Source organism: Citrobacter sp. Cpo065 (assembly GCF_030332805.1).
In the GTDB taxonomy this organism is placed as follows: Bacteria; Pseudomonadota; Gammaproteobacteria; order Enterobacterales; family Enterobacteriaceae; genus Citrobacter; species Citrobacter portucalensis.
In genome coordinates, this window is the sequence record NZ_JAOWHC010000035.1 from 264368 (window position 1) to 289850 (window position 25483).

Below are 25483 nucleotides of genomic sequence, written 5' to 3' on the forward strand. Positions count from 1 at the left end.
TCAGGACAGGTGTTTGCGTGAAGGCAGAAAAATCGTCATTAGCCCTGCCATGATGCACAGTACTCCTGCCAGCGCTTTCACTGAAAATGTTCCCTGCCAGCCGGGCAGGATCATTGAGGCAACCCACACCAGCACATAGCTCAGGCTGAGTAGGGCATAGGCTTTGCTCAGCGCGAGTTGGTGTAGGGCTTTATGCCAGCAAATAACCGACAGCAAATACCCTGCCAGCCCGGCATATAAAGCAAACGCACCAATACTGACAGAGAATACGGCGGAGATGAACGCCAGCGGCTGCAGCATTGGCGGCAAATTATCCATTGCAAAGCCGAGGCTCAACTGGGCGATGGAGGTGATCATCACGCTACATAATCCCCAAAATACGCCCATTACACTGCACTCCCAAGAATAAATATGCCGGTAATGATCAGCCCAACGCCCAGCCAGTGGCGGGTTGTGACGGGTTCGCGCCAGATTTTCCAGGCCGCGAGAGTTACCCATACAAAGTTAAGACTCAGCATGGGATAGGCAATACCGACAGGAATGTTTTGTAAAACCGCCAGCCATAGCAGCATGGCCAGACCGAGGCTTGCCAGAGCAAGCCCAATCCATTGCGTAATGTAGCGTTTTCGCGCACGAACAGACACCGGTCGGGTCGCCTGCTTCTGGCATAGCTGGCCGCAGACGCTGAGCAGGCTGGAGAGGACTAAGGCTATCCAGATCATTTGGGCCGATACTGAATCAGGACCAGACGCCCCTGATTATCAATGTAGTCAGCGGGAGGGATGGCAAGCTGATTAATATCTTCATCCTTACCGACAGAGAGCACGAGCGTAATGTTTCCTTGTTGACGATGTTGTGCTAACCAGTCGGCAAAATTCTCCCGACTGACAAAGCGGCCTTGAGCATCCGGGTAGTTGAGACCGTATTTTAACTCGCCCGTTTGTCCGTACATCATGATGTCGTCGCGCTTCAGGCTCCAGGCCAGTCCCGCCGCGACGCCAACGCTGTCGGTGAGAATATAACGGCTCGGCTCCAGCGATTCTTTGGTCATCTCGACAAAAAACTGCGGCTGTTTAGATTCCATCACCCGGTCAGGAATGGAGATGCCAAATAACAGCGCCAGCCCTAATGGGCATAGTGCTGCGAATTTCCAGTTCTTCTCGCGGTTATTTAGCGTATACCAGCCAAAAATCGTCCAGATGATAAAGATGCCCCAGGCACAAAAAACCTTATACGTTTCGATATGCGACCAGACCGGCGTCTTCAATGGTCCCAGCGTGGAAACATTAAACGTAGCGACGATGCCGACGACACCAAATAGCACGTTGATCCAGCCATTGATGCGCAGGGATGCTGAGTCTTTTTCCGCAGCCTGCAGGCCGAAGCGCGCCGTTAATATCGCCAGCGGCGCGAAGCAGGAAAGAATATAGGTCGGCAGTTTTCCTTTCGCGATGCTGAAAAACAGAATTGGCATAATAATCCAGCTTAACAGGTACAGAGCACTGCGCGGAACATCCCGCTCACGCCAGCCCGTACGCAGCGCGCCGGGAAGCAGACCGAGCCACGGTAATGTGCCTGCCACAAATATCGGGATGTAGTACCAGATAGGAGCCTTATGCTGGGCATCATCCTGCGCAAAGCGCTGAATATGTTCAACCCAGAAGAAGTAATGCCAGAAATCCGGCTCGCGTTGTGCAATCGCTATACCCCACGGTAGTACGATCGCGATGCAGCCGATCACCGCCAGCAGACCGTAGAGAATGAGGTCTTTCCAACGCTTTTGGGCAAAAACCCATGGTAATACGCTAAGCACAGGGACGGCGAGTGCCAGAAAACCTTTGGTCATTACACCCATACCGCAGGTCAGCCCAAGCAACAAAAAAGCGATGATTTTGCGTGTTCTGGTGGTGGCCTGCATGCCTTCCCAAAAACAGCACATGCCCGCCATCAGCCAAAGCGCTATGATGGGATCAAGTACCGCGTAGGTGCCGATGCTGTAAACCGAAAAAAACGTTAAAAAGATAGCGGAGGAGAGTACGGCGGTACGCTTATCATGCCACAGTCGCATGGCAAGCCAGGCTACCAGTAATGCGGTCAACAAAGTGGCAAAAATAGCACCCGCTCTGACACCAAAATTATTGGCGCCAAACAACCATTGTCCGATGCTGTTCAACCAGTATCCGGCAATTGGTTTTTCAAAATAACGCAGCCCTAAAAAGTGTGGAACGATCCAGTCACCAGAGTTGAGCATTTCCCGGCTGATTTCAGCATAGCGCGTTTCATCAGGCTGCCAGAGCATACGGCTGTTGATAGGTAAAATAAAATACAGTGCGATTAAAGCGATAAATGCCAGAGTGTAGCGGGCAGCAGGTTTCATGGTGTCACACTCACCGGTTGTTGGCAGCCGAGCCATCCCTCTCTGCCGGGTATTTTTCCACGTACGATCTGTCCTAACGGCAGCGTACTGATGTCGTCAGGTAACTGCTCGCCAAGCGGGCAGAATGTCATCCCCATGTCCGCGGCGCGAGTAAGCAGCTCGTCAAAGTTCTGATGAAAGGCGATGCCTTCAACTTCCGCATGAATGGTGTACACCGGTGTTCCTCTGCTCATCTGGATGTGGGAGAGAATATAGGAGTTGAAGTCCACCGCCTGGACCTCCTGACCAACCACTTCATCCCATGTTGGTAGGGTGACGGGAATTTGTGGCGTCCCCGTTTTCCCGGATTCCATCACCGGACGAAATAACGACGTTCCCCGACAGTCACTGTTATAGCGCAGATGGAATGCTTCTTTGGCATGGACGACACGGTTGTCGGCACGCCACCCGGCAACGGCAGAGCAGGTGACTGGCTGACCGATGATGGCTTCAAGTGCGGTGATACCTTGCGAAATATCATCAATCAGCTGTTTGTCATTCCAGTTTCCGCTTCGCGCCTGCCAGGCGTGATGATCCCAGGCATGCAAACCGGTTTCATGAATCTGGGCGGTTTGTGCAATGATTGCCGCGTTGGCCTGGCCAATCTCTTTTCCCGGCCATGCGGTTCCCGCCAATAAAATATCCCATCCGTAGAGTGATGCTGCGTTTGAACGCAGCATCTTCCACAGAAATTGTGGCTTCACCAGACGCCAGAGATGGCGTCCCATGTTGTCAGGCCCAACGCTAAAGAAAAAACTTGCCCGAACGTTATGTCGGTTTAATGTCTCCAGCAGGCGGGGCACGCCTTCGCGCGTCCCCCTGAATGTATCGACATCAATGCGCAAGCCTACTTTGGTCATGATGTGTGTTCCGTGATATCCACACTGCGTAAGAAGAAGTCCAGCGTCTCTTCTACCGTTTCCTGCATCTCAATGGTCGGTTCCCAGTTCAGGCAGCGTTTTGCATTGCGAATGTTAGGCTTACGATGCTCAACGTCTTGATAACCTTTACCGTAGTAGGTGCTGCTTTCGACGTCACGGAAACCGGCAAACGGCGGGAAGTGGTTACGCAACGGATGTTTTTCAAAGCAGGAAAGCAGCATTTCTGCCAGTTCCTGAATACTTGCTTCGTTCTGTGGATTACCGATGTTGATAATCTCACCGTCACAGCGGCCGCCTTCGTTTTCAATGATGCGGTACAGAGCTTCGATACCATCGCGAATGTCGGTAAAGCAGCGTTTTTGCTTACCGCCTTCAATCAGCTTAATCGGTGAACCTTCCACGAGGTTGAGGATCAGCTGTGTAATGGCGCGTGAGCTGCCGATACGCGCGGCGTTAAGGCTGTCCAGACGCGGTCCCATCCAGTTAAACGGGCGGAACAGGGTGAAGCGCAATCCCTCTTTTTCGCCGTACGCCCAGATAACACGGTCCAGCAGCTGCTTGGATACGGAGTAGATCCAGCGTGGTTTATTGACCGGACCGACGATCAGATTCGAACTGTCTTCATCAAAGACTTTGTCGGTACACATGCCGTAGACTTCGGAGGTTGACGGGAAAATGATGCGCTTGCGGTATTTCACGCAGTAACGAATGATTTTCAGGTTCTCTTCAAAATCGAGCTCAAATACGCGCAGCGGGTTGCGGGTATATTCGATAGGCGTTGCGATCGCCACCAGCGGCAGCACAACGTCGCATTTTTTCACATGATATTCAATCCATTCGGAGTGAATGCTGATATCACCTTCGACGAAATGGAATCGCGGATGTTGCAGGAAACGCCCAATGGCGTCGCTGCCAATATCGAGTCCATACACTTCGTAATTATCTTCTTGCAGCAGGCGCTCGGTCAGATGGTTACCAATGAAGCCGTTAACGCCGAGGATCAGTACGCGAGTACGGCGTTTGCTGGTGGTCACTGACTGGCTGTTCAGGCGAGAACCTGGCACCAGACCCAGAACTTGCGCCAGTTGTGAACCCTGCATTGCAATACCATCGCCAGCTTGTCCGGTAATAATCTCCAGTGCGCCATCGACACAGGCGATCAGTAAAGGAGACACGGAGATGACGGTGCCCGGCTGGGCCGCAATGTCGTTTGTGCAAACGCGCGATGACCAGACGGTGAACTTTTGTGTGCCAACATAGCTAAATGCGCCCGGCCACGGATCGCTGACGGCACGGACCTGGTTATGTAATTCCGCAGTAGGCTTGTTCCAGTCGAGGAAGCTATCTTCCGGTGTGCGGCGACCAAAACAGGTCGCCTCTGCTTCCTGTTGGGGGAGTTCTGCATAATCTCCCGTTTTAATCGCGGGCAGCGCCTCTTCCAGCAGGTGACGCGCAGCCTGGCACAGCTTATGGTGCAGCGTTAACGCCACATCATCCGGTGAAATAGCGACACGCTGCTGGGCAACTATGGCACCAGCATCCGCGCGTTTAACCATGCGGTGAAGCGTGACGCCGGTTTCGGTTTCACCATTGACCAATACCCAGTTCAGCGGTGCGCGGCCACGGTATTTCGGCAGCAGCGAGCCGTGCAGATTAAATGCACCCTTAGGGGCAAGACTGAGGATCTCATCACTCAGTAAATGGCGATAGTAGAACGAGAAGATAACATCGGGTGCCAGTTGGCTAATGCGCTCAATCCACAGGGGATGATTAACCTCGTCTGGGGCGTAAACCGGAATACCGGCGCTGGCCGCGAGGCGGGAAACAGATCCAAAAAACGCTTTTTCACCCGGGTTGTCGGTGTGCGTAAAAATGGCAGCGATTTCATAACCTGCATCCATCAAGGCCTGGACACCCTGACATCCCATATCGTGATAGGCAAATACGACGGCTTTCATGCGCGGTTTTCCTCGGTTGACTGCGTAGTTTGTGGGCGGATAACGTGTTGAACAAAATAGCGGGGGCGGGCGCGGACATCGTTATAGATGCGACCGATATATTCGCCGAGTAAACCCATGCCAATAAACTGTGCGCCGATAAAGGTAAACAGGACGGCAAACAGCATGAATACCCCTTCTGCTGCCCACTGTGGGCCGAGCGTCAGGCGCAGAACAACAAGCAGGACTGATAAGGTAAAGCCCGTGGCAGCGATCACGCTGCCCAGCAGGCTCAACATGCGAAGCGGTGTTGTGGTAAGGCAAGTCACCAGGTCATACATCAGGTTGATCAGACGCATGAAGCTGTATTTGGAGTCACCAAATTCACGCTCTGCATGATGTACCGGGATCTCCGTGGCGCGACGGGCAAAAATGTTGGCCAGAATAGGGATAAAGGTGCTGCGCTCCTGGCAATGCAGCATGGCATCGACGATGTGACGGCGATAGGCGCGTAGCATGCAGCCGTAGTCGCCCATTGCTTTACCGGTGGTTCGTTGGATCAGATGGTTGATCATTCGTGAGGCGGTCTTACGAAATACGCTATCCTGACGGTTCTGGCGTACCGTGCCTACCACATCGAAACCCTCATCTGCAGTGGCGACCAACCGTGGGATCTCCTCCGGCGGGTTTTGCAAATCAGCATCCAGCGTGATGATCAAGTCTCCGGTGACATGGCTGAAACCGGCCATAATCGCCGAGTGCTGTCCGTAATTACGATTCAGTAAAATAGAGACAATATGGCTGTTCGGTGCCTGAGAGGCGTCCATCATCAACTGAGCGGAACGGTCGCTGCTGCCGTCGTCGATTAGCAGAATTTCATAGTCTTTGCCCAATTTCTCGCAGGCGTCGCTGGTGCGTCTGATTAACTCTGGCAGGCTTTCCTGTTCATTAAAAACGGGAATAACAACCGAGACTTTTTTAATCGGTGTGGCTTCAAACATGCTCATTGTCCCGCTATCTCGCGAAGCGCCGTAATGACCCGCTGAGTGTCAGCGTCGGTCATGTCGGGGAATAACGGCAGCGAACAGATGCGTGCGCTATTCCATTCTGTATTTGGGAGCGAAAGGGTAGTGAAGCGTTCGCGATAATATTTTTGCGTATGGGCTGCACGAAAATGCAGGCCGGTGCCGATATCTTTGGCCTTCAGCGCTTCCATCAGGGCATCTCTGCTCAACCCGCAGCGCGTTTCATCAACACGAATGATGAATAAGTGCCAGGCATGAACGTGCGACCACTGCGGTAGGCTCAGCGGCTGGAATGGCGTATCGGCCAGCGCTTTTTGATAGTGCTGGGCAATTTGCGCCCGGCGTGAGTTCAGTTGCTCCAGCTTATTGAGCTGTACCAGCGCAATAGCGGCGTTAATATCCGTCAGGTTGTATTTGTATCCAGGTGCAAGCACTTCGGCTTGTGGTGCCCGGCCGTAGGTTTGTCGATCAAAAGCATCAACGCCCAGACCGTGAAACTTCAGGCTGCGAAGCCGCTGAGCGAGCTGGCTGTCGTCGGTAACGATCAGTCCACCTTCCGCACAGGTGATATTTTTAATAGCGTGAAACGAGAAGATTGCCGTGCCGCGAGCACCGACATGACGGCCCTTATACAATGTCCCTACGGCATGGGCTGCGTCTTCTATTACCGGGATTCCATAACGCTCGCCAATGGCATAAATTGCGTCGAGGTCGGCGGGGGCGCCAGCATAATGTACTGGAACAATGGCTTTGGTTCGTGGGGTAATAGCGGCTTCAATTTGCTCAGGTGTCACCATAAGCGTATCGTGGTCGACATCGATCATGACGGGCGTCGCCCCCAGCAAAACAATCATGTTGAGGGTAGAAACCCACGTCATCGACGGCGTAATGACCTCGTCGCCCGCACCAATGCCCAGCGCCATCAGCGTAATGTGCATTCCTGCAGTGGCGGAGCAAACGGCGACGGCATGCTTATTCCCCGTGAGCTGGCAAAAAGCCTCTTCCAACTGTTGATTTTTCGGGCCGGTGGTTATCCATCCAGAGTCCAGAACCGCCTTCACTGCGGCAAGTTCTTCAGCGCCCATGGCCGGGCGAGAGAAAGGCAAAAAGTCAGACATCATTATTCCTTCAAGCCATTTAACGCCACCGAAGTTTTATTTTTAGTGATAAACAGGGGCGTCGTTAATTATTTCATCAGGCTACAAAGGTTAATGACTGAAGGTTAATTTATCCTTAAGAGTTTAAGGTTTTGGAACGACAGCTAAATAGAGTTATTTTTTATTTATATTAATGAAATTAAAGTTTTTTTTTGGTTTTTTTTGCGACATTGCTGTTTGCTATAAGTTGATGAGTGCAATGCCGCTATTCAGAATATTAATTTTATGCCGTTATTAAAATGATAACCTACAGTAACCCTTTCAAGGTTAACGTTTTACGCGTGGCGATATTTAAATCGTAGGCACTGAGATCTTCCGGTTTAACCCAGGCGAACGCCTGGAACTCTTCGTTAATCTTCACTTCACGATTCGCCGCGACACAATCGAAAATAAGATAAATCATGTAAATCTCTTCCTGGCTGCCATCAGCATAGGTTTTAGTGCGGATATCATCACTGAAGGTCCAGGGGGTAATTTCTGATAACACCAGCTGTTCGCCCAGCTCTTCCCTCACTTCACGGCGCAGAGCTTCTTCAATACGTTCGCCTGGTTCAACACCGCCGCCAGAAAGCGCCCACTGACCGGGAAACACACCGCGGTCGTCAGCCATTTTGCACAGCAAATAACAGCCATCGTTTTCAATTAATGGGCAAACAATCGTTCTTTGGCGCATAAGTTCAGTCCTTTAGGGGAGGTAGAGAAAATTCCATCATGCACGCATCTTACCTTTTGCTGACGCTAGAAAAAATGCTTCATCAATGAATAACGCCACTTTGGTTGGGAAAACAGGATGTTTGTTGAAAACGACCCTCTGCTACGCTCACATGTACAAATGACACAAGAATTTAACCTTATCCACATCTTCTGAGTAGTATTTAGTTACAATATGTCATTGCATCGCTTTTTTAGCTCATTGATTCCTCGCCATCTGACAGTACAATTCATCGGTTTTGGGGCTATGTTTTGATTCTTGCTGGAAAGGATAGAAAATGAAAAAAAGTTTAATGTTGGGTTTTGCCGGAATGCTGTTTGTTTCCGCGTCGGCGAGCGCGATTAGCATCAGCGGCCAGGCTGGCGAAGACTACACTAACCTGGGATTCGGTATGGGCACTGAGAGTACTGGTCTGGCCGTCAGCGGTAACTGGATGCATAACGATGACGACGGTGATGTTGCCGGGCTGGGTTTAGGTTTGAATATCCCACTGGGGCCGCTGATGGCGACCGTTGGTGGTAAAGGTGTTTATACCAATCCAAACGATGGCGATGAAGGCTATGCTGCCGCTGTCGGTGGTGGTTTACAATGGCCGATTGGCGATAGCTTCCGTCTGTTTGGTGAGTATTATTACTCTCCTGATTCACTTTCCAGCGGTATCGACAGCTATGAAGAAGCGAATGCCGGTGCGCGTCTGACCATTTTGCGTCCGCTGAGCATTGAAGCCGGTTATCGTTACCTGAACCTGGCAGGCAAAGACGGCAACCGTGATAACGCGATTGCTGATGGCCCGTACGTTGGGGTTAACGCCAGCTTCTAACATTTCTGGCGCGGCGTTCAGTCGCGCCTTCCCCCCTCCATGCGTTATAGTGTTTTCATCATAAAAGCAGGAGAACACGATGTTAAACGTGGAGATGCTATCCACAGGGGATGAAGTGTTGCACGGACAAATCGTCGACACCAATGCCGCCTGGCTGGCCGATTTTTTCTTTAATCAGGGTTTACCGCTAACACGCCGCAACACGGTAGGTGACAATCTTAACGATTTGGTCGCCGTTTTGCGTGAGCGTAGCGAGCACGCCGATGTACTGATCGTTAATGGCGGTCTGGGACCAACCAGCGATGATTTGAGCGCGCTGGCAGCGGCAACGGCAAAAGGCGAAGGGTTGGTGCTGCATGAAGCATGGCTGGCCGAGATGGAGCGATATTTCCGCGATCGTGGCCGCGTGATGGCGCCAAGCAACCGCAAACAGGCTGAACTTCCGGCCAGCGCTGAGTTTATCAATAATCCGGTGGGTACCGCGTGCGGGTTCGCCCTGAAGCTTAACCGCTGCCTGATGTTCTTTACACCGGGTGTACCGTCAGAATTCAAAGTCATGGTGGAGCATGAGATCCTGCCTCGTTTGCGTGAGCGTTTCTCTTTGGCTCAGCCCCCGTTATGCCTGCGATTAACCACCTTTGGCCGTTCTGAAAGCGACCTGGCGCAGAGCCTGGATCCGCTGCCGTTGCCTCCGGGAGTAACAATGGGTTATCGCTCCTCAATGCCAATTATTGAGCTGAAGCTGACCGGGCCGGACTCCCAACGGGAAGCGATGCTGGCGCTGTGGCCAGAAGTTAAGCGGGTTGCCGGGCAGAATATGATTTTTGAAGGTACGGAAGGCTTACCCGCGCAAATCGCCCGCACGTTGCAAGAACGGCAATTCAGCCTGACGCTGAGCGAACAATTCACCGGTGGTCTGGTGGCATTGCAGCTTTCTCGTGCGAATGCGCCACTGTTGGCGAGTGAAGTGGTTCCGCCTCAGGAAGAAACGCTGGCGCAAACGGCGCATTGGATAACCGAACGACGCAGCAAACATTATGCTGGATTGGCACTCGCGATATCGGCTTTCGAAAACGAACATATTAACTTTGCGCTGGCCACGCCTGATGGGACACACGCCTTGCGCGTACGGCTGAATGCAAATCGCTACAGCCTGGCGATTCGTCAGGAAGTGTGCGCGATGATGGCGCTAAATATGCTGCGCCGCTGGCTTAACAATCAGGATATCGCTAGCGAACACGGCTGGATCGAAGTGGTTGAGTCGTTGACGATTTAATTATTGATTGGGAAGGCTAAATGCCTTCCCAATCTGGCTCATGCGGTGGTATCGCCAGGCAATAGCCCGGTAATTATCTGAACTAAATCACGATCAATACCTTGTTCCAGCATTATGTGAGCGATACGTAAGGCTTCTTCTTGCGTACCTTTTTGCACCCCTTGTTCTAACCCTTTTTGCATTCCTTGTTCTAACCCTTGCTGTATCCCTTCTTGCAGTCCATTTTGGTGGCCTTCCTGCCTGAGTCTCTCTGCAATTGTCATCAGCTTCTCCTTGTGATGGGGGGATCGTTCGGCAACTTCGCGGATAAACTCGCTGACGCGAGAAACGTCGCCGTACCGTATCAGGTAATTAAATAGCGTTTGTAGCTGGCTGTCATTAGCAGTGCTTGTAACTAATAGCGAGACCAGTCGATCCACTAACCCCATTAAGTCACGATCGCGGATATGTTTTTGCATCAATTCAAGCAGCGCAACCCTGCGATGCTGCGCAATTTCATCGTCAGGTATTACGGTAATGTCGACCAGCGGAAAAGCCTCAGAATACAGTTGTCGCGCCAGTTGCGGATTATCAAATTCATCCAGCCAGTTGAGCGACCAGGGATAGGGACTTTGTTGACCGTGATAAAATAGCATGGGGATCACCAGCGGCAGCGTTTTATTCCCGGCATCAAGATGATGCTGCATCGCCGCGGTGGCATAACGCATCAGGCGAAATGCCATATGCGGTACCGCGGTACTCTGATGTTCAATAACACAATAAATATAGCCCTGACCTTCGCGGGTTTTTAGTGACCACACTACGTCGGAGTAGTATGCGCGGAGATCTTGTTCGATAAAACTGGTGGACTCCAGCTTCAGCGTTTGTAAATCACATATCTCACGTAATGCGATAGGAAGGTGTATCTCCAGAAAATCCCGAGCCATCTCAGGGTAAGACATTATCTTTTTAAAAACGGCATCATGCGGTGTAGATGTAGTGGATTTAGCCATGGTAGTCCGTCACCAGAAAGAGAAGATGGCGTGACGGTATCCACTTTTAATATGCGCTGCATGCGGGAAATGGGTTCTTTGCGTGGATGAATCAGAGATAAATATATCCGACTGCAACGTATTCAATTAAGCGGAACGGGCTACGCAAAAATGCCCGGTAGCAAACACCACCGGGCAACAGAGTTAACCCAACGCTTTGGCAAGCAGGGTGATAGGATGTTCGCAGCGTTTGCTTGTAGACATCTCAATCTGCCATTTACAGGTTTCGCAGTCGGTGACGACGATATCAGCGCCGCTTTCTTCAATTTGGCGGAATAACGGTGCGCCAATAGACTGTGAAGTCGGATAGTTTTCCTTTTTAAAGCCGTAAGTCCCGGCAATCCCGCAACACTGAGAATCCAGCACCGTCAGCTCCAGCCCTGGAATTTGTCGCAGTAGCTCCAGCGTATAGAGCGTCCAGCCCATTTTCTCCATGTGACATGGCGTGTGATAGACCACCTTCAGCGGCAGCGTCTTCAGCGGCAGCGTTTTACCTTCATCCAGCTTGCGCCATAGCCAGCGGGTTGCCAGTTCAATGTGTTCACGCAGGCCTGAGTTGTCGACATCCAGCACTTCCGGATATTCATCACGTAGCGCAAAGGTACAGGTTGATGAGGTGGCGATCACCGGAATGCCTTTGCCATCAATTGCCTCCCTGAGCGAGGCCACGTTGCTGACAGCCTGCTTACGCGCTTTATCGGTAAAACCGTTGGCAATCAGCGGTACGCCGCAGCATTTCTCTTTACTCAGCAGTTGCACGCCAGTACCCATCGCATTCAACACCTTGATCAGGTCTTTGCCGAGCTGGGGATGGTTGTAATTCACAAAACAGCCGTGGAAAAAGGCGACCTGATCCTGATACTGCGCCTGCTGTGCGGCAACGCTGCGATACCAGCGGCGGAAGGTGCCAAAGGAGTACTTCGGCAGCGTACGGCGATGATCGATTTTTAACGCGTAATCCAGCAACTGACGCACCGGTTTTAATGAGGTGGCGGTATTCACTATTGGGGCGAAGGGGGTGGATACGCTGCCCATTAAATCGGTATGACTTAAGACAAAGTTACGCAACGATGGGCGCGTCGTGTCGTATTTGGCGCGCGCGCGCTGGATAATATCGCCGATTTTCACGTCTGACGGACAGGCCACTTCGCAGCGTTTACAGTTGATGCAGTATTTCAGCGCGTCGTCATATAGCGCGCCATCTTTCAGGCGCAGACGTTCACCGTCCGGGCCGGCCTGCTTAGGACCCGGGTAGCTCGGATTGACGCGGCTTACCGGGCAGGCGGTGGTGCACACCGTACATTTGATACAACTTTCAAAACGTGTGTCGCTCATTGCTGTCCTCCTGCACGTTTCGCAATATGATGTGCGGCATGTAAGGCGCTAACTGCACACACGCCGCCTCCGCAACCCTGGGCGATAGGATCGAATCCGCCGAGAACGGAACCAATGGCATACATGTTCTCTATCGTTTTTCCCGCCAGTGATGGGCGTAATGCGGAATCGGTAGTCACGCCAAACTGTTGCCACGGTTGTGGATCGAAAACATCACGCTGATACCACTCGGCGCGAGTAGCTGTTTGCTGTACATCCAGTCCCAGGATTGGTTCATGGATTGCCTCACGCGTGGCGACCAGCCCGCTGCTGAAGAAGCTGCCGCTGGCGAGCACGGCGAAACGTGGCCGCAAGGGGATATCGGCATGATTTCGGGTCCAGATTTCGCTGACCACGCCATCCTGACAGGTGATTTTTTTCACTTCATCACCCGGCATCCACACACCGCCCTGGCGCACAAACTGGCGCTGCAATTTGTTGTGCAAACGCATGCCCAGCACCGAAGGTGGTAGGGTCGGTAACAGTGTCAGCGAGCAGGGGAGGCGCTCGTTAAGCCACTGCCAGAGCCGCTCATCGGCCAGACCAAAGCATGCCGGCATGATTATCATGTCGCAGGTTTTTGCCATTGGCAGCAATGCGTCATAAAGCAGCGACCATTTATCTTCGTTATCCAGCAGGCGCGCAATATTAACGGCGCGAAACTCGGTTGGGTTATCACGCAGGACATCCAGCTCCGGTAGCTCGATTTCTGCCGTCTCGACGCTGAGATTGCGTTGGCGTAATGACGCTGCGGCGAGATGCGCCTGAAAATCCAGTAACCCGCTAATCCCTACAACGCAGATACGCTGTGCGGACAGCGGCCAGACCGGCACTTCCGGGGAACTTAACCAGGTTGAGCGCAGGGTGCCCAGCGGGGTAACACGTTGATGTGCCTGATGCACTTTGCCCTGCAAATGCGTTCCGCATTCTTCCAGTAAATTTTGCGCCTGTTGGGCCAGTTCCAGAACGTTCTGCGTTCCGATGGTGCTATACGGATGTGCGGGTGCCTGAGTGCGCAGCGCATTCAAACCCGCTTCTATATCCGTCACCGGCTGACCATCGGGTAAGCTGCTGAGCAAATCCAGTGAGCCGGAGGAAAAATGCAGGGCGCTTTGGCCGCGGGTAACAATCGTGCAGCGCAGTCCGCTTTTTTGCAGTTGCAGGCCACATAGCAGTCCGGCGAGGCCGCCGCCGATAATGACGGTATCAAATTTCATCCTGGTGCTCCTTTTCCAGACCACACAACCCTTGATAAACCCAGCGCGTGAATTCGCTTTCGCGCAGCGCATCTCCCCAGGCGATAGGCTGCACGCCTTTCCAGCGTTCGTTGAGGAAGTCGGAAAGCTGGGTAATGGACTGCGCTGCGGTAGTGACATTGAAACGTTGCAGCAAACCTGCGGCGCGACAGGCACACAATTCGCCCTGGCAGGTCCCCATTCCAACACGGGTACGGCGACGCAAATCGAGCAGGCTGTTGACGGTTAAATTCTCGACGGCGTATTGCACTTCGCCTGCGGTGACTGCTTCGCATTCACAGACCAGACTGCGGTGCTGGCGGCCTTCACTAAGCCACGCAGGGGTGCGATCGCCGTGACGGTAGACCGCCGAGCCGCGCAGTGGAGCTGGCAATGAGATCACGCGTTTAAGCGTATGCTCGGTAGATTCCTGTGAGCCAGGCAGCGCGGTGTCTGCCGTTGTGCAAGGCTGGGTATTGCCCAGCTTACGGCAAACGGCATCGGTGGCCCATTCCGCCATCAGGCGGTAGGTCATCAGTTTGCCGCCGGTAATGGTGATAAACCCTTCCAGTCCGTCACGTTCAGCGTGATCGAACAGTACAATCCCACGGCTGACGTTACGACCGCTTGGGTTGTCGTCGCTAGCCACCAGCGGGCGTACGCCGGAGTAGGCGCGTAAAATGCGCGTTTTCGCCATAATCGGCGCCAGCTTCTCGCCTTCACGCAGCAGAATATCGACCTCTTCTGCGGTGACGCGGTTGCTGTCGATATCGTCGTAATCAATGTGCTGTGAGGTGGTACCGATCAGTGAAATGGTATCGCCAGGCACCAGAATATCGGCGTCAGAGGGCTTACGGCAGCGGTTAATGACATGCTGGTTAATGCGATGATCCATAATCAGCAACGAACCTTTGGCCGGGAACATACGGATGCTCAGATCGGCATATTCCGCAATGCGTTGACCCCAGATCCCAGCGGCGTTGACGACAACCGGTGCATGCAGGGACTGCATTTCGCCTGTCAGATGATTGCGCACGTTAACGCCGCAAACCGTTGCGCCTTCGCGGATCAGTCCCGTCACTTCATGCGCCGTTAAGATAACCGCGCCATGCTCACGCGCATCCAGCATGTTAGCTGCTGTTAAGCGGAAAGGATCGACCGTGCCGTCTGGTACTTTTACTGCACCAATCAGCTGTGGATTCACAGAAGGTTCGATAATACGTGCCTGCTGAGGGTCAATCGCTTCTGCGCGAATCCCTGCCTCTTCACAGGCACGAATAAAGGTAGCCTGGAAGGACAGCTCATCCTCCGGCAGAGTAATAAACAGACCGTCCGTTGGCTCAACGCAATGACGGGCGATACGTTTCAGAATTTGGTTTTCGCTGATGCACTCACGGGCAGATTCAGCGTCGGTGACGGCGTAGCGTGCACCGCTGTGCAGCAGACCGTGGTTGCGCCCGGTCGCACCTGTGGCGATATCGTGGCGTTCCACTAAGATGACGCGCAACCCGCGCAGCGCACAGTCACGTGCGATCCCTGCACCTGTTGCTCCTCCACCAATGATAATCACGTCACTTGTTTGCGAGTCGCGAGTTTTCATTGTTTTTCCTCACAGTTCGTTTTTTATCATTTAGCCACATAAAAAACATGAATTGTTTGATTTCGCGCATAATCGCTCATTATTCGAAAATGAAACGTGATTTCGTGCGCCTTTATGAACATTTGTCATAAATCTGTAACAATATGTGCTGCGTTTCACATTTTTGTTATGTATCTTTCCTTAACATCGCGGCCACACTGGGAGCGGTAGGGTAGTAATGACGAACTGCAGTGTTTACTTCGAATGAAAGACGGCCACGGAGGCTACACTATGTTGAGCATTTTTAAACCAGCGTCACACACGGCGCGTTTACCTGCAGCGGAGATCGACCCGACATATCGTCGATTACGTTGGCAGATTTTTCTGGGGATTTTCTTTGGTTATGCCGCGTACTATCTGGTACGTAAGAACTTTGCCCTTGCGATGCCGTATCTGGTTGAACAAGGTTTCTCGCGTGGCGATCTGGGTTTTGCGTTGTCCGGTATCTCCATTGCTTACGGATTTTCGAAATTCATCATGGGGTCCATTTCGGATCGCTCGAATCCGCGCGTTTTCCTGCCAGCCGGTCTGATTCTGGCCGCCGCAGTGATGCTGTTCATGGGCTTTGTGCCGTGGGCGACATCGAGCATCGCGGTAATGTTTGTGCTGCTGTTCCTCTGCGGATGGTTCCAGGGGATGGGTTGGCCGCCGTGTGGCCGTACTATGGTGCACTGGTGGTCGCAGAAAGAGCGTGGAGGCATTGTTTCCGTCTGGAACTGTGCGCATAACGTGGGTGGCGGTCTGCCTCCGCTGTTGTTCCTGCTGGGTATGGCCTGGTTCAATGACTGGAAAGCGGCGCTGTATATGCCTGCTTTCGGTGCGATCGTCGTCGCGCTGATTGCTTTTGCCCTGATGCGTGATACGCCGCAGTCCTGTGGTCTGCCGCCTATCGAAGAGTATAAGAACGACTATCCGGACGATTACACCGAGAAAGCGGAAGAAGAGCTGACTGCGAAGCAGATCTTCATGCAGTACGTACTGCCGAACAAACTGTTGTGGTACATCGCTATCGCCAACGTGTTTGTTTATCTGCTGCGCTACGGCATCCTGGACTGGTCACCAACCTACCTGAAAGAAGTGAAGCATTTCGCACTGGACAAATCATCCTGGGCCTACTTCCTGTATGAGTATGCGGGTATTCCGGGCACGCTGCTGTGCGGCTGGATGTCGGATAAAGTCTTCCGTGGTAACCGTGGCGCGACCGGCGTGTTCTTTATGACGCTGGTAACTATTGCGACCATCGTTTACTGGATGAACCCGGCAGGCAACCCGAACGTGGATATGGCTTGTATGATCATCATCGGCTTCCTGATCTACGGTCCGGTAATGTTGATTGGTCTGCACGCGCTGGAACTGGCACCGAAAAAAGCGGCGGGAACGGCGGCTGGCTTTACCGGTCTGTTCGGTTATCTCGGCGGTTCTGTGGCCGCGAGCGCCATTGTTGGCTACACCGTTGACTTCTTCGGTTGGGACGGCGGCTTTATGGTGATGATTGGCGGTAGCGTGCTGGCGGTTATTCTGCTGGTAGTCGTCATGATTGGCGAAAAACGCCATCACGAAGAGATGGAACTGAAGCGTAACGGGGGCTAATAGATGAAAACCACATTGAAAAGTCTCAGCGTGGCGCTGATGCTCGCAGGTATGGTGGTCAGCAGTGCAGCTGTTGCCGCAGATAAAATCGTGATTGCGCATCGTGGTGCCAGCGGTTATCTGCCGGAGCATACGCTGCCAGCAAAGGCGATGGCCTATGCCCAGGGGGCGGATTATCTGGAGCAGGATTTGGTTATGACCAAGGATGACCATCTGGTCGTCCTGCATGACCACTATCTTGACCGCGTCACCGATGTTGCCGAGCGTTTTCCGGATCGTGCGCGTAAAGATGGGCGTTACTACGCCATCGACTTTACGCTGGATGAAATTAAATCGCTGAAATTTACCGAAGGCTTCGATATCGAAAACGGCAAAAAGGTCCAGACCTACCCAGGGCGCTTCCCGATGGGTAAATCTGATTTCCGCGTGCATACGTTCGAAGAAGAGATTGAGTTTGTTCAGGGATTAAATCATTCCACCGGTAAAAACATCGGTATTTACCCGGAAATGAAAGCGCCGTGGTTCCATCACCAGGAAGGGAAGGACATTGCGGCTAAAACGCTGGAAGTACTGAAAAAGTACGGGTATACCGACAAGAACGACAAGGTCTATCTACAGTGTTTTGATGTTGCAGAGTTGAAGCGCATTAAAAATGAACTGGAACCGAAGATGGGGATGGATCTCAATCTGGTACAGTTGATTGCGTACACTGACTGGAATGAAACCCAGGAGAAAAAGCCGGACGGTAGTTGGGTTAATTACAACTACGACTGGATGTTTAAACCGGGTGCCATGAAGCAGGTTGCGCAGTATGCGGACGGCATTGGGCCGGACTATCACATGCTGATTGATGAGAAGTCGAAGAAGGGCAATATCTCGTTAACTGGCATGGTGCAGGACGCACATCAGAATAAGATGGTTGTGCATCCTTATACCGTTCGCGCCGATCAACTGCCGGATTACACCACTGACGTAAACCAGCTGTATGACATTCTTTATAACAAGGCGGGCGTGGACGGGCTGTTCACCGACTTCCCCGACAAAGCAGTGAAATTCTTGAATAAAGAGTGATGGCGTAAGGCCTGTGATGCACCTCCGGTCACAGGCCTTAATGGATGAAACGTTTTAACTGCTAGATAAGGCCGTCTGCTGTCAACGTTTCCATACATGCCTGCAGGAGAAATAAAGGGCTGCCGTCCACCGGCGGCTCTTTTGCCAGTAAGGATATCTGTCGATAGAACGTCGGTTCCAGCGGGACTGAGCGTACTTTCCCACCAACCGCCTTCAGCGTTAATTCCGGTAATAACGCTATACCCAGCCCCTGACGAATAAAGCTCATCGCGGTATCCGGATGGTTAAACTCGTATTTAATGACCGGTTCAATTCCCTTCTCTTTAAATAGCGCCATGATGCTTAATTCATAGCGACCTTTGCTGATAATGAGCGGTTCTCCAACCAGTTGTTCCACTGAAATCGTTCTATTGGCCGCCAGCGGATGGCTTTCAGGAACTACAACGGTAAATTTGTCGCGATACACCGGTACGCAGTACATGCCATTTACCGGGAAATGTACAAATCCCGCATCGATATCCCCACTGCGCAGGGAATCAACGATTGCCGTGCTGTTTTCTTCATAAGGGATAATTTTGATATGCGGGTGGTGCTGCTCGAAGTGGTGGATGATACCGGGCAAAATACAGGCACAGGCGCTGGGAAAGCAGCCGATTCGCAGGGTTCTGGCCGGGTTTTGTCGCTCTTGCTCGGCAATCTCTTTCACCGCGTTGGTTTCAGACACGATCGTCCGCAGGTGTGAAACGATCCGACTCCCGGCCGGACTAAGTTGAATGTCTTTGCGGCGTTCGCGGATAAGAATATCAACCCCTAGTTCTTCCTCTAGCGCTGAAATTGCCTGGCTAACGGCGGATTGGGTCATGTACAGCCGCTTGCTGGCTTCGGTAAAACCACCGTACTCAAGTACGGCAAGCAGGGCATGGATCTGGGTTAATGTCATTAGCTCCCTCTAATCAACAATATTAAAACGATTAATTTCTCTAATATAATGGACCTGTTTATACTTGCGGTCTACCGTAAAATCACACTTCGACGCACCTGTCCGTAGTTCAGTTGAGCTGAGCGTTGCCTGCGTGCGCCGTCTGGACAGGTTGTCGAATATGAAAGAAAAACTGTGGACGAAAGATTTTTGGGCAATAACGATAATCAGCTTTATTATATTTTTTGTTTTTTATGTCCTGCTCACGCTGTTGCCGATCTATATTTCGGATCGCCTGCATGCCACTCCAGATAAGGCCGGATTATTAGTCACCTTCTTTTTGGGGGCCGCAATTGTTGTGCGCCCGTTTGCGGGACAATGGGTAGGAAAATATTCGAATAAAACAATTCTGGTGCTCTCTTCTCTGGCCTTTTTGGTGGTCACTGCGCTGTATCCTGTTTGCCACTCAATTGAATCACTGCTGTTGATTCGGGTGCTTCATGGTGTAACGTTTGGCGTTATTACCACGGTAAAAGGAACGATTTCCGCGCGGTTGATACCGGCCTCCCGACGTGGGGAGGGCATCAGTTTTTTCTCGTTAGCCATGGGACTGGCAATGGTTGTGGGGCCGTGGGTAGGGCTGAACATGGCTCGCTGGGAAGCTTTTACCACTGCATTCTGGCTGTGTAGCGCGGTTGCCGTACTGGGTATTATCCTGTCATTGATTGTCGCCGTACCGCCGGTTATTCGTCATGCTGACGGCTCAAAACCGAAGCTGGGATTTGCTGCTATGTTTGATCGCGCCGCACTGCCTTTCGCGATGGTGACGTTTTTCATGACCTTTTCCTACGCGGGCGTTTCCGCTTTTCTCGCACTGTATGCGCGCGAGCTCGATCTGATGGCCGCCGCCAGTAATTTCCTGTTGTGTTATGCCATTTGCCTGATGATCTGTCGAACCTTTACCGGCAATGTTTGTGATAAAAAAGGGCCGAAATACGTGGTCTATCCGTGTTTGCTGGCTTTCACCGTCGGGCTGGTGGCGCTTGGCTATACTAACGGCAGCATTATGATGATTATTTCCGGTGGATTAATTGGCATCGGTTATGGTTCGGTCACACCCGTATTTCAGACACAAATTATTAGTTCGGTGGAACCGCATAAAATTGGTATCGCCAATTCGCTGTTTTTCAATGCGATGGATGCGGGAATGGCAATCGGCGCGTTTATCATGGGGATGATGGTCGAGGGCGTGGGATATCGGGCGATTTATCTGGTGGGTGCGCTGCTGGTGGTACTGGCCGGGGCGCTGTATATCATGCAGATGAAAAAACGCGGAGACGTGGTACTGGTCTCCGCGCATGAAGTTCACTAAACACTACAGCTCTATTTCAATATCGCCTTTTGCCCGGCAACAGCACGGCAATATTTCACCGGGCTGAATGAAGGCCAGCGGTTCTGCAATCCAGTCAACCTGTCCCGCCACCAGGCGGGTACGGCAGGAACCGCAGTAGCCTTCACGACACTGATATTCGACTTCAACATCGTGCGACTCGAGCGCGGCAAGCAGGGAAGGGTGTTCATCCTGGCACAGCAACTGCGTGCCAGAGATGCGCAGAGTCACGCGGCCCATCAGAGCTGGAAGTTACTCAGATCGTCAGTATCGACTTCGGCATCGATCTGGCCGACCAGATAAGAGCTGACTTCCACTTCCTGCGGCGCAACCTGGACGTTGTCAGACACCAGCCAGGTATTGATCCAAGGGATCGGGTTAGAACGTGTCTGGAATGGCAGATCGAGTCCAACAGCCTGCATACGGATGTTGGTGATGTACTCAACGTACTGGCACAGAATGTCTTTGTTCAGGCCAATCATTGAGCCATCACGGAACAGATAGTCCGCCCACTCTTTTTCCTGCAGCGCGGCCTGTACGAACAGGTCGTAGCACTCTTGTTTGCACTCTTCGGCAATTTCCGCCATCTCCGGATCGTCCACGCCGCTGCGCAGCAGGTTCAGCATATGCTGAGTACCGGTCAGGTGCAGGGCTTCGTCGCGGGCGATCAGACGAATAATTTTCGCGTTGCCTTCCATCAGTTCACGTTCGGCGAAGGCGAAAGAGCAGGCGAAGCTGACATAAAAGCGGATCGCTTCCAGCGCGTTCACGCTCATCAGGCACAGATACAGCTTCTTCTTCAGCTCACGCAGGTTTACGACAACCGTTTTACCATTAACGGTATGCGTACCTTCACCGAGCAAATGCCAGTAGCTGGTCATCTCGATCAATTCGTCGTAGTAGCTGGAGATACCTTCTGCGCGTTTCTGGATTTGCTCGTTGGTGACGATATCGTCAAACACTACCGCCGGATCGTTAACAATATTACGGATGATGTGGGTGTAAGAGCGGGAGTGGATCGTTTCAGAAAACGCCCACGTTTCTACCCAAGTTTCCAGTTCAGGGATCGAAATTAACGGCAGCAGCGCGACGTTAGGACTACGTCCCTGAATGGAGTCCAGCAGCGTCTGATACTTCAGGTTGCTGATGAAGATATGTTTTTCATGTTCCGGCAATGCCTGGAAGTCGATACGATCGCGAGAAACATCGACTTCTTCCGGACGCCAGAAGAAAGAGAGCTGCTTTTCGATCAGTTTTTCAAAGATGTCATATTTTTGCTGATCGTAGCGGGCGACGTTCACCGGCTGGCCGAAGAACATTGGTTCCAGAAGCTGATCATTTTTCGTCTGTGAAAAAGTGGTGTATGCCATTGATGTGAATCCTGTCTGGAATGTACTGCCGGATGCGCTTTGCTTATCCGGCCTACAATACCGCGAATTAATTTGTAGGCCGGGTAAGCGTTACGCCACCCGGCAAAAGATTAAATCTTACATGCGCCGCTTTCGCAGCCATCGTCCTGAATGGACGGTACCAGATCGTCCTGAGAGTCTTCCGCACCGTCACGGGTGTTCTGATAATACAGCGTTTTGACACCAAATTTGTAGGCGGTGAGCAGGTCTTTCAGCAACTGCTGCATCGGTACTTTTCCGGACGGGAAGCGCGACGGATCGTAGTTGGTGTTGGCGGAAATCGACTGATCGATAAATTTCTGCATGATGCCTACCAGCTGCAGATAGCCGTCGTTGTTTGGCATTTCCCACAGCAGTTCGTATGCGTCGTGCAGGTGTTCGTAGTCCGGCACGACCTGACGCAGAATCCCATCTTTCGATGCTTTGATGCTCACGTAACCGCGTGGCGGTTCAATACCGTTGGTGGCGTTGGAGATCTGCGAAGAGGTCTCGGACGGCATCAGGGCTGACAGCGTGGAGTTACGCAGGCCGTGAGTCTTGATAGATTCACGCAGCTGTTCCCAGTCCATATGCAGCGGTTCGTTAGCGATAGCATCAAGATCTTTTTTATAGGTATCAATCGGCAGAATACCTTTCGCATAGGTGGTTTCGTTAAACCATGGGCATGCGCCTTGCTCTTTTGCCAGCTCGTTAGAAGCCTTCAGCAGGTAATATTGAATCGCTTCAAAGGTTTTGTGAGTCAGGTTATTGGCGCTGCCGTCAGAGTAGCGTTTACCGTTTTTCGCCAGCCAGTAAGCGTAGTTGATCACGCCAATACCCAGCGTACGACGACCCATCGCACCGCGCTTGGCGGCCGGAATCGGATAATCCTGGTAATCGAGCAGCGCATCCAGCGCACGTACAGCCAGTACAGCCAGCTCTTCCAGTTCGTCCAGACTTTCGATAGCGCCCAGGTTAAATGCGGACAGCGTACACAGTGCAATTTCGCCGTTTTCATCGTTAACGTCGGTCAGCGGTTTGGTCGGCAGGGCAATTTCCAGGCACAGGTTGGACTGGCGTACCGGCGCGACAACCGGATCAAACGGGCTATGGGTGTTGCAGTGGTCAACGTTCTGAATGTAGATACGACCGGTCGAGGCACGTTCCTGCATCATCAGTGAGAACAGCTCAACTGCTTTCACGCGCTGTTTGCGGATGCTGTCGTCGTTTTCATATTGGGTGTACAGACGCTCAAACTCATCCTGATCGGCGAAGAACGCGTCATACAGACCCGGGACGTCGGACGGGCTAAACAGGGTGATGTCACCGCCTTTCAGCAGGCGGGTGTACATCAGCTTGTTGATCTGTACGCCGTAGTCCATGTGACGAACGCGGTTACCTTCGACGCCACGGTTGTTTTTCAGGACCAGCAGGCTTTCAACTTCCAGGTGCCACATTGGGTAGAACAGCGTGGCTGCACCACCGCGTACGCCACCCTGAGAGCAGGATTTCACCGCAGTCTGGAAATGCTTGTAGAACGGGATACAGCCGGTGTGGAACGCTTCACCGCCGCGAATCGGGCTACCCAGCGCACGGATGCGACCAGCGTTAATGCCGATACCGGCACGCTGAGAAACGTATTTCACAATTGCGCTGGAGGTTGCGTTGATGGAGTCCAGGCTGTCGCCGCACTCGATTAGTACGCAGGAGCTGAACTGACGCGTTGGGGTACGCACGCCGGACATAATTGGCGTCGGCAGCGAGATTTTGAACGTAGAAACGGCGTCGTAGAAACGTTTTACATATTGCAGACGTGTTTCACGCGGATAGTTAGAGAACAGGCAAGCCGCTACCAGAATGTAGAGGAACTGTGCGCTTTCATAGATCTCACCGGTAACACGGTTTTGCACCAAATATTTACCTTCCAACTGCTTCACCGCTGCGTAGGAGAAGGTCATATCACGGTCGTGTACGATGAACGAGTCCATCTGCTTGAACTCTTCTTCCGTGTAGTCTTCCAGCAGATGATTGTCGTATTTGCCCATTTCAACCATTTTCACGACATGGTCGAACAGCTTTGGCGGTTCAAACTCACCGTAGGCTTTTTTACGCAGGTGGAAAATCGCCAGACGGGCAGCCAGATACTGATAATCCGGCGCTTCGCGGGAGATCAGGTCGGCGGCTGCTTTGATGATTGTTTCATGGATGTCGGAGGTCTTGATTCCGTCATAAAACTGAATGTGGGAGCGCAGCTCGACCTGAGAAATCGATACGTTATTCAGTCCTTCTGCCGCCCAATCCAGAACTCGGTGGATTTTGTCGAGATTGATGCGCTCTGTACTACCATCACGCTTTGTCACCAGCAGACTCTGATTCATGTGGTTTTTTACCTGTCCGTGAAAGAAAAAATATCCCCCATATTATCCACAGAGTCATGTTGTGACTAAGTCTGTGGATAAATACTATATGTAGGGGTTGTTTGATAAAATAGACGCTATATGGTGAGTATTCTAGTAGGGATTCTTTTCAGCACAAGAGTTGATTTTGAGGTTAAATTGAGGTTGCAAAAGGGTGATAATCGCTAAGTGCGCGTCTTATAAGGCCTGGCGGGGATGTCAATAATTGAGAAAAAAAATAGAAAATTTGATCGAGTGCTGATTTCTTCATCTAAGGCAAGGAAAGTTCTTATGATCTGGCACAGGATTTGTAGGCCTGATAAGCGAAACGTCATCAGGCATGGTTCCAGTAAGCATGCCGGATGGCGGCGTTGCACGCTTTATCCGGCCTACAGGAGCGGTTAATCAACCTTGGCGGTGGTATGTACCATATAGTTCACATCAACGCCCGGGCCAAGTTTGAAGGTGTTGGTGATGGGGTTGTAATGCAGGCCGGTCATATGGCGCTCTTTCAGTACGGTCTGGTCAACCCAATCTAATAATTCAGCAGGCTTAATAAACTTTTTCACATCGTGCGTGCCTTTCGGCACCATGCGCAGAATATATTCCGCTCCGACCACCGCCATCAGCCAGGATTTGCCGTTGCGGTTAAGCGTGGAGAAAAATACTTCACCACCCGGTTTGACCAACCTGGCGCAAGCTCTGACCACTGACTGTGGGTCTGGCACGTGCTCCAGCATTTCCATGCAGGTGACAACGTCATACTGATGTGCATGCTTTTCCGCATGCTCTTCGACGGTTTCTTGTACGTACTCTACCTGGATACCGCTTTCCAGTGCATGCAGTTTTGCTACCTGCAGCGGTTCAAAACCCATGTCCAGTCCGGTGACGGTAGCACCTTCGCGCGCCATGCTCTCCGCCAGAATACCGCCGCCGCATCCGACGTCGAGTACCTTTTTACCAAACAGGCCGCCTGAGCGCTCAGTAATATAGCCCAGACGCAGTGGGTTAATGCGGTGCAGCGGCTTAAATTCACCCTCAAGATCCCACCAGCGTGACGCGACTGCTTCAAACTTGGCAATTTCTTCATGGTCAACGTTGTGAGCTACCGGAGGTTTTTCGGCATTCATTGGGGCTTCTACTCCTAAATTTGCGATGCAAATGAGTATATCAGCCTGACGGGATGAATAAAGCCTCTGTCAGGGGGAATCCATTTACCTGAATCT

Annotated in this window: 22 protein-coding genes; 5 read left to right on the forward strand and 17 right to left on the reverse strand. The window is 52.1% G+C overall.

Annotated elements, in window-relative coordinates; all coding sequences use genetic code 11:
• From arnF to nudI, 8 genes are all read right to left on the reverse strand, one after another.
• Window positions 1-387: a 4-amino-4-deoxy-L-arabinose-phosphoundecaprenol flippase subunit ArnF gene (arnF, locus tag OGY68_RS21825; RefSeq protein WP_008785335.1), complete on the reverse strand. Its 387-nt coding sequence runs from the start codon at window positions 385-387 to the stop codon at window positions 1-3.
• Window positions 387-722 carry a 4-amino-4-deoxy-L-arabinose-phosphoundecaprenol flippase subunit ArnE gene (gene arnE / locus OGY68_RS21830; protein ID WP_008785334.1) on the reverse strand — a complete coding sequence of 112 codons (336 nt, stop codon included), beginning with the start codon at window positions 720-722 and terminating at the stop codon, window positions 387-389. Before arnE ends, arnF begins: the two co-directional genes overlap by 1 nt.
• The gene (gene arnT, locus OGY68_RS21835) at window positions 719-2377 is read right to left on the reverse strand and encodes a lipid IV(A) 4-amino-4-deoxy-L-arabinosyltransferase (protein ID WP_057066390.1); all 1659 of its coding nucleotides are present in this window, start codon (window positions 2375-2377) and stop codon (window positions 719-721) included. The genes arnE and arnT overlap by 4 nt, the downstream gene beginning before the upstream one ends.
• Window positions 2374-3276 carry a 4-deoxy-4-formamido-L-arabinose-phosphoundecaprenol deformylase gene (gene arnD, locus OGY68_RS21840; RefSeq protein WP_057066391.1) on the reverse strand — a complete coding sequence of 301 codons (903 nt, stop codon included), beginning with the start codon at window positions 3274-3276 and terminating at the stop codon, window positions 2374-2376. Before arnD ends, arnT begins: the two co-directional genes overlap by 4 nt.
• The gene (gene arnA / locus OGY68_RS21845) at window positions 3273-5255 is read right to left on the reverse strand and encodes a bifunctional UDP-4-amino-4-deoxy-L-arabinose formyltransferase/UDP-glucuronic acid oxidase ArnA (protein WP_032944060.1); all 1983 of its coding nucleotides are present in this window, start codon (window positions 5253-5255) and stop codon (window positions 3273-3275) included. The genes arnD and arnA overlap by 4 nt, the downstream gene beginning before the upstream one ends.
• A complete protein-coding gene (gene arnC, locus OGY68_RS21850) occupies window positions 5252-6235 on the reverse strand; it encodes an undecaprenyl-phosphate 4-deoxy-4-formamido-L-arabinose transferase (protein WP_008785329.1) in 984 nt (327 codons plus the stop codon). The genes arnA and arnC overlap by 4 nt, the downstream gene beginning before the upstream one ends.
• Window positions 6236-6237: 2 nt before the next feature.
• The gene (gene arnB, locus OGY68_RS21855) at window positions 6238-7377 is read right to left on the reverse strand and encodes a UDP-4-amino-4-deoxy-L-arabinose aminotransferase (protein ID WP_020996681.1); all 1140 of its coding nucleotides are present in this window, start codon (window positions 7375-7377) and stop codon (window positions 6238-6240) included.
• Between the two features lie 286 nt (window positions 7378-7663).
• Window positions 7664-8089, reverse strand: a complete 426-nt coding sequence (gene nudI, locus OGY68_RS21860; RefSeq protein ID WP_008785327.1) for a nucleoside triphosphatase NudI — start codon at window positions 8087-8089, stop codon at window positions 7664-7666.
• Between the two features lie 316 nt (window positions 8090-8405).
• Between nudI and OGY68_RS21865 the strand changes: the two genes are divergently transcribed.
• Together OGY68_RS21865 and OGY68_RS21870 are read left to right on the forward strand one after the other, a co-directional pair.
• Window positions 8406-8948 (forward strand): YfaZ family outer membrane protein, encoded by a 543-nt coding sequence (locus tag OGY68_RS21865; RefSeq protein ID WP_008785326.1) that lies wholly within the window; start codon window positions 8406-8408, stop codon window positions 8946-8948.
• A 79-nt stretch (window positions 8949-9027) separates the two neighbouring features.
• On the forward strand, window positions 9028-10224 hold the full coding sequence (locus OGY68_RS21870; RefSeq protein ID WP_008785325.1) for a nicotinamide mononucleotide deamidase-related protein YfaY: 1197 nt from the start codon (window positions 9028-9030) through the stop codon (window positions 10222-10224).
• 38 nt (window positions 10225-10262) lie between these two features.
• Here the strand turns inward: OGY68_RS21870 and OGY68_RS21875 are convergent, their stop codons facing one another.
• The 4 genes from OGY68_RS21875 to glpA all read right to left on the reverse strand — a co-directional run bounded on the left by OGY68_RS21875 (window position 10263) and on the right by glpA (window position 15464).
• Window positions 10263-11216, reverse strand: a complete 954-nt coding sequence (locus OGY68_RS21875) for an Rpn family recombination-promoting nuclease/putative transposase (protein WP_032944058.1) — start codon at window positions 11214-11216, stop codon at window positions 10263-10265.
• Window positions 11217-11399: 183 nt separating this feature from the next.
• Entirely contained in the window at window positions 11400-12590 is a 1191-nt protein-coding gene (gene glpC, locus OGY68_RS21880) for an anaerobic glycerol-3-phosphate dehydrogenase subunit GlpC (RefSeq protein ID WP_003834686.1), read from the reverse strand.
• Window positions 12587-13846, reverse strand: coding sequence for a glycerol-3-phosphate dehydrogenase subunit GlpB (gene glpB / locus OGY68_RS21885; protein ID WP_032944057.1), 1260 nt, complete (start codon window positions 13844-13846; stop codon window positions 12587-12589). Before glpB ends, glpC begins: the two co-directional genes overlap by 4 nt.
• Window positions 13836-15464 (reverse strand): anaerobic glycerol-3-phosphate dehydrogenase subunit A, encoded by a 1629-nt coding sequence (glpA, locus tag OGY68_RS21890; protein WP_286617503.1) that lies wholly within the window; start codon window positions 15462-15464, stop codon window positions 13836-13838. The genes glpB and glpA overlap by 11 nt, the downstream gene beginning before the upstream one ends.
• Before the next feature lie 270 nt (window positions 15465-15734).
• On the opposite strand from glpA, the gene glpT reads away from it, so the two are divergent.
• The gene (gene glpT, locus OGY68_RS21895; RefSeq protein ID WP_057066393.1) at window positions 15735-17093 is read left to right on the forward strand and encodes a glycerol-3-phosphate transporter; all 1359 of its coding nucleotides are present in this window, start codon (window positions 15735-15737) and stop codon (window positions 17091-17093) included.
• 3 nt (window positions 17094-17096) lie between these two features.
• Window positions 17097-18164 (forward strand): glycerophosphodiester phosphodiesterase, encoded by a 1068-nt coding sequence (gene glpQ, locus OGY68_RS21900; RefSeq protein ID WP_008785318.1) that lies wholly within the window; start codon window positions 17097-17099, stop codon window positions 18162-18164.
• 61 nt (window positions 18165-18225) lie between these two features.
• On the opposite strand, the gene OGY68_RS21905 is transcribed toward glpQ, so the two are convergent.
• Window positions 18226-19104 (reverse strand): LysR family transcriptional regulator, encoded by an 879-nt coding sequence (locus OGY68_RS21905; RefSeq protein ID WP_057066394.1) that lies wholly within the window; start codon window positions 19102-19104, stop codon window positions 18226-18228.
• 160 nt (window positions 19105-19264) lie between these two features.
• On the opposite strand from OGY68_RS21905, the gene OGY68_RS21910 reads away from it, so the two are divergent.
• Window positions 19265-20455, forward strand: coding sequence for an MFS transporter (locus OGY68_RS21910; protein ID WP_048234859.1), 1191 nt, complete (start codon window positions 19265-19267; stop codon window positions 20453-20455).
• A gap of 3 nt (window positions 20456-20458) precedes the next feature.
• Here the strand turns inward: OGY68_RS21910 and yfaE are convergent, their stop codons facing one another.
• The 4 genes from yfaE to ubiG all read right to left on the reverse strand — a co-directional run bounded on the left by yfaE (window position 20459) and on the right by ubiG (window position 25387).
• Window positions 20459-20713 carry a ferredoxin-like diferric-tyrosyl radical cofactor maintenance protein YfaE gene (gene yfaE / locus OGY68_RS21915; RefSeq protein ID WP_003027609.1) on the reverse strand — a complete coding sequence of 85 codons (255 nt, stop codon included), beginning with the start codon at window positions 20711-20713 and terminating at the stop codon, window positions 20459-20461.
• On the reverse strand, window positions 20713-21843 hold the full coding sequence (gene nrdB, locus OGY68_RS21920; RefSeq protein WP_003834668.1) for a class Ia ribonucleoside-diphosphate reductase subunit beta: 1131 nt from the start codon (window positions 21841-21843) through the stop codon (window positions 20713-20715). Before nrdB ends, yfaE begins: the two co-directional genes overlap by 1 nt.
• A gap of 110 nt (window positions 21844-21953) precedes the next feature.
• The gene (gene nrdA, locus OGY68_RS21925) at window positions 21954-24239 is read right to left on the reverse strand and encodes a class 1a ribonucleoside-diphosphate reductase subunit alpha (RefSeq protein WP_003834667.1); all 2286 of its coding nucleotides are present in this window, start codon (window positions 24237-24239) and stop codon (window positions 21954-21956) included.
• A 419-nt stretch (window positions 24240-24658) separates the two neighbouring features.
• The gene (gene ubiG, locus OGY68_RS21930) at window positions 24659-25387 is read right to left on the reverse strand and encodes a bifunctional 2-polyprenyl-6-hydroxyphenol methylase/3-demethylubiquinol 3-O-methyltransferase UbiG (RefSeq protein WP_048234860.1); all 729 of its coding nucleotides are present in this window, start codon (window positions 25385-25387) and stop codon (window positions 24659-24661) included.
• Window positions 25388-25483: the final 96 nt, after the last annotated feature.

What these genes read in the sequence shown, in the direction of transcription:
- arnF (WP_008785335.1), bottom strand. Translation starts at nt 387, where the DNA reads ATGGGCGTATTTTGGGGATTATGTAGCGTGATGATCACCTCCATCGCC.
- arnE (WP_008785334.1), bottom strand. Translation starts at nt 722, where the DNA reads ATGATCTGGATAGCCTTAGTCCTCTCCAGCCTGCTCAGCGTCTGCGGC.
- arnT (WP_057066390.1), bottom strand. Translation starts at nt 2,377, where the DNA reads ATGAAACCTGCTGCCCGCTACACTCTGGCATTTATCGCTTTAATCGCA.
- arnD (WP_057066391.1), bottom strand. Translation starts at nt 3,276, where the DNA reads ATGACCAAAGTAGGCTTGCGCATTGATGTCGATACATTCAGGGGGACG.
- arnA (WP_032944060.1), bottom strand. Translation starts at nt 5,255, where the DNA reads ATGAAAGCCGTCGTATTTGCCTATCACGATATGGGATGTCAGGGTGTC.
- arnC (WP_008785329.1), bottom strand. Translation starts at nt 6,235, where the DNA reads ATGTTTGAAGCCACACCGATTAAAAAAGTCTCGGTTGTTATTCCCGTT.
- arnB (WP_020996681.1), bottom strand. Translation starts at nt 7,377, where the DNA reads ATGTCTGACTTTTTGCCTTTCTCTCGCCCGGCCATGGGCGCTGAAGAA.
- nudI (WP_008785327.1), bottom strand. Translation starts at nt 8,089, where the DNA reads ATGCGCCAAAGAACGATTGTTTGCCCATTAATTGAAAACGATGGCTGT.
- OGY68_RS21865 (WP_008785326.1), top strand. Translation starts at nt 8,406, where the DNA reads ATGAAAAAAAGTTTAATGTTGGGTTTTGCCGGAATGCTGTTTGTTTCC.
- OGY68_RS21870 (WP_008785325.1), top strand. Translation starts at nt 9,028, where the DNA reads ATGTTAAACGTGGAGATGCTATCCACAGGGGATGAAGTGTTGCACGGA.
- OGY68_RS21875 (WP_032944058.1), bottom strand. Translation starts at nt 11,216, where the DNA reads ATGGCTAAATCCACTACATCTACACCGCATGATGCCGTTTTTAAAAAG.
- glpC (WP_003834686.1), bottom strand. Translation starts at nt 12,590, where the DNA reads ATGAGCGACACACGTTTTGAAAGTTGTATCAAATGTACGGTGTGCACC.
- glpB (WP_032944057.1), bottom strand. Translation starts at nt 13,846, where the DNA reads ATGAAATTTGATACCGTCATTATCGGCGGCGGCCTCGCCGGACTGCTA.
- glpA (WP_286617503.1), bottom strand. Translation starts at nt 15,464, where the DNA reads ATGAAAACTCGCGACTCGCAAACAAGTGACGTGATTATCATTGGTGGA.
- glpT (WP_057066393.1), top strand. Translation starts at nt 15,735, where the DNA reads ATGTTGAGCATTTTTAAACCAGCGTCACACACGGCGCGTTTACCTGCA.
- glpQ (WP_008785318.1), top strand. Translation starts at nt 17,097, where the DNA reads ATGAAAACCACATTGAAAAGTCTCAGCGTGGCGCTGATGCTCGCAGGT.
- OGY68_RS21905 (WP_057066394.1), bottom strand. Translation starts at nt 19,104, where the DNA reads ATGACATTAACCCAGATCCATGCCCTGCTTGCCGTACTTGAGTACGGT.
- OGY68_RS21910 (WP_048234859.1), top strand. Translation starts at nt 19,265, where the DNA reads ATGAAAGAAAAACTGTGGACGAAAGATTTTTGGGCAATAACGATAATC.
- yfaE (WP_003027609.1), bottom strand. Translation starts at nt 20,713, where the DNA reads ATGGGCCGCGTGACTCTGCGCATCTCTGGCACGCAGTTGCTGTGCCAG.
- nrdB (WP_003834668.1), bottom strand. Translation starts at nt 21,843, where the DNA reads ATGGCATACACCACTTTTTCACAGACGAAAAATGATCAGCTTCTGGAA.
- nrdA (WP_003834667.1), bottom strand. Translation starts at nt 24,239, where the DNA reads ATGAATCAGAGTCTGCTGGTGACAAAGCGTGATGGTAGTACAGAGCGC.
- ubiG (WP_048234860.1), bottom strand. Translation starts at nt 25,387, where the DNA reads ATGAATGCCGAAAAACCTCCGGTAGCTCACAACGTTGACCATGAAGAA.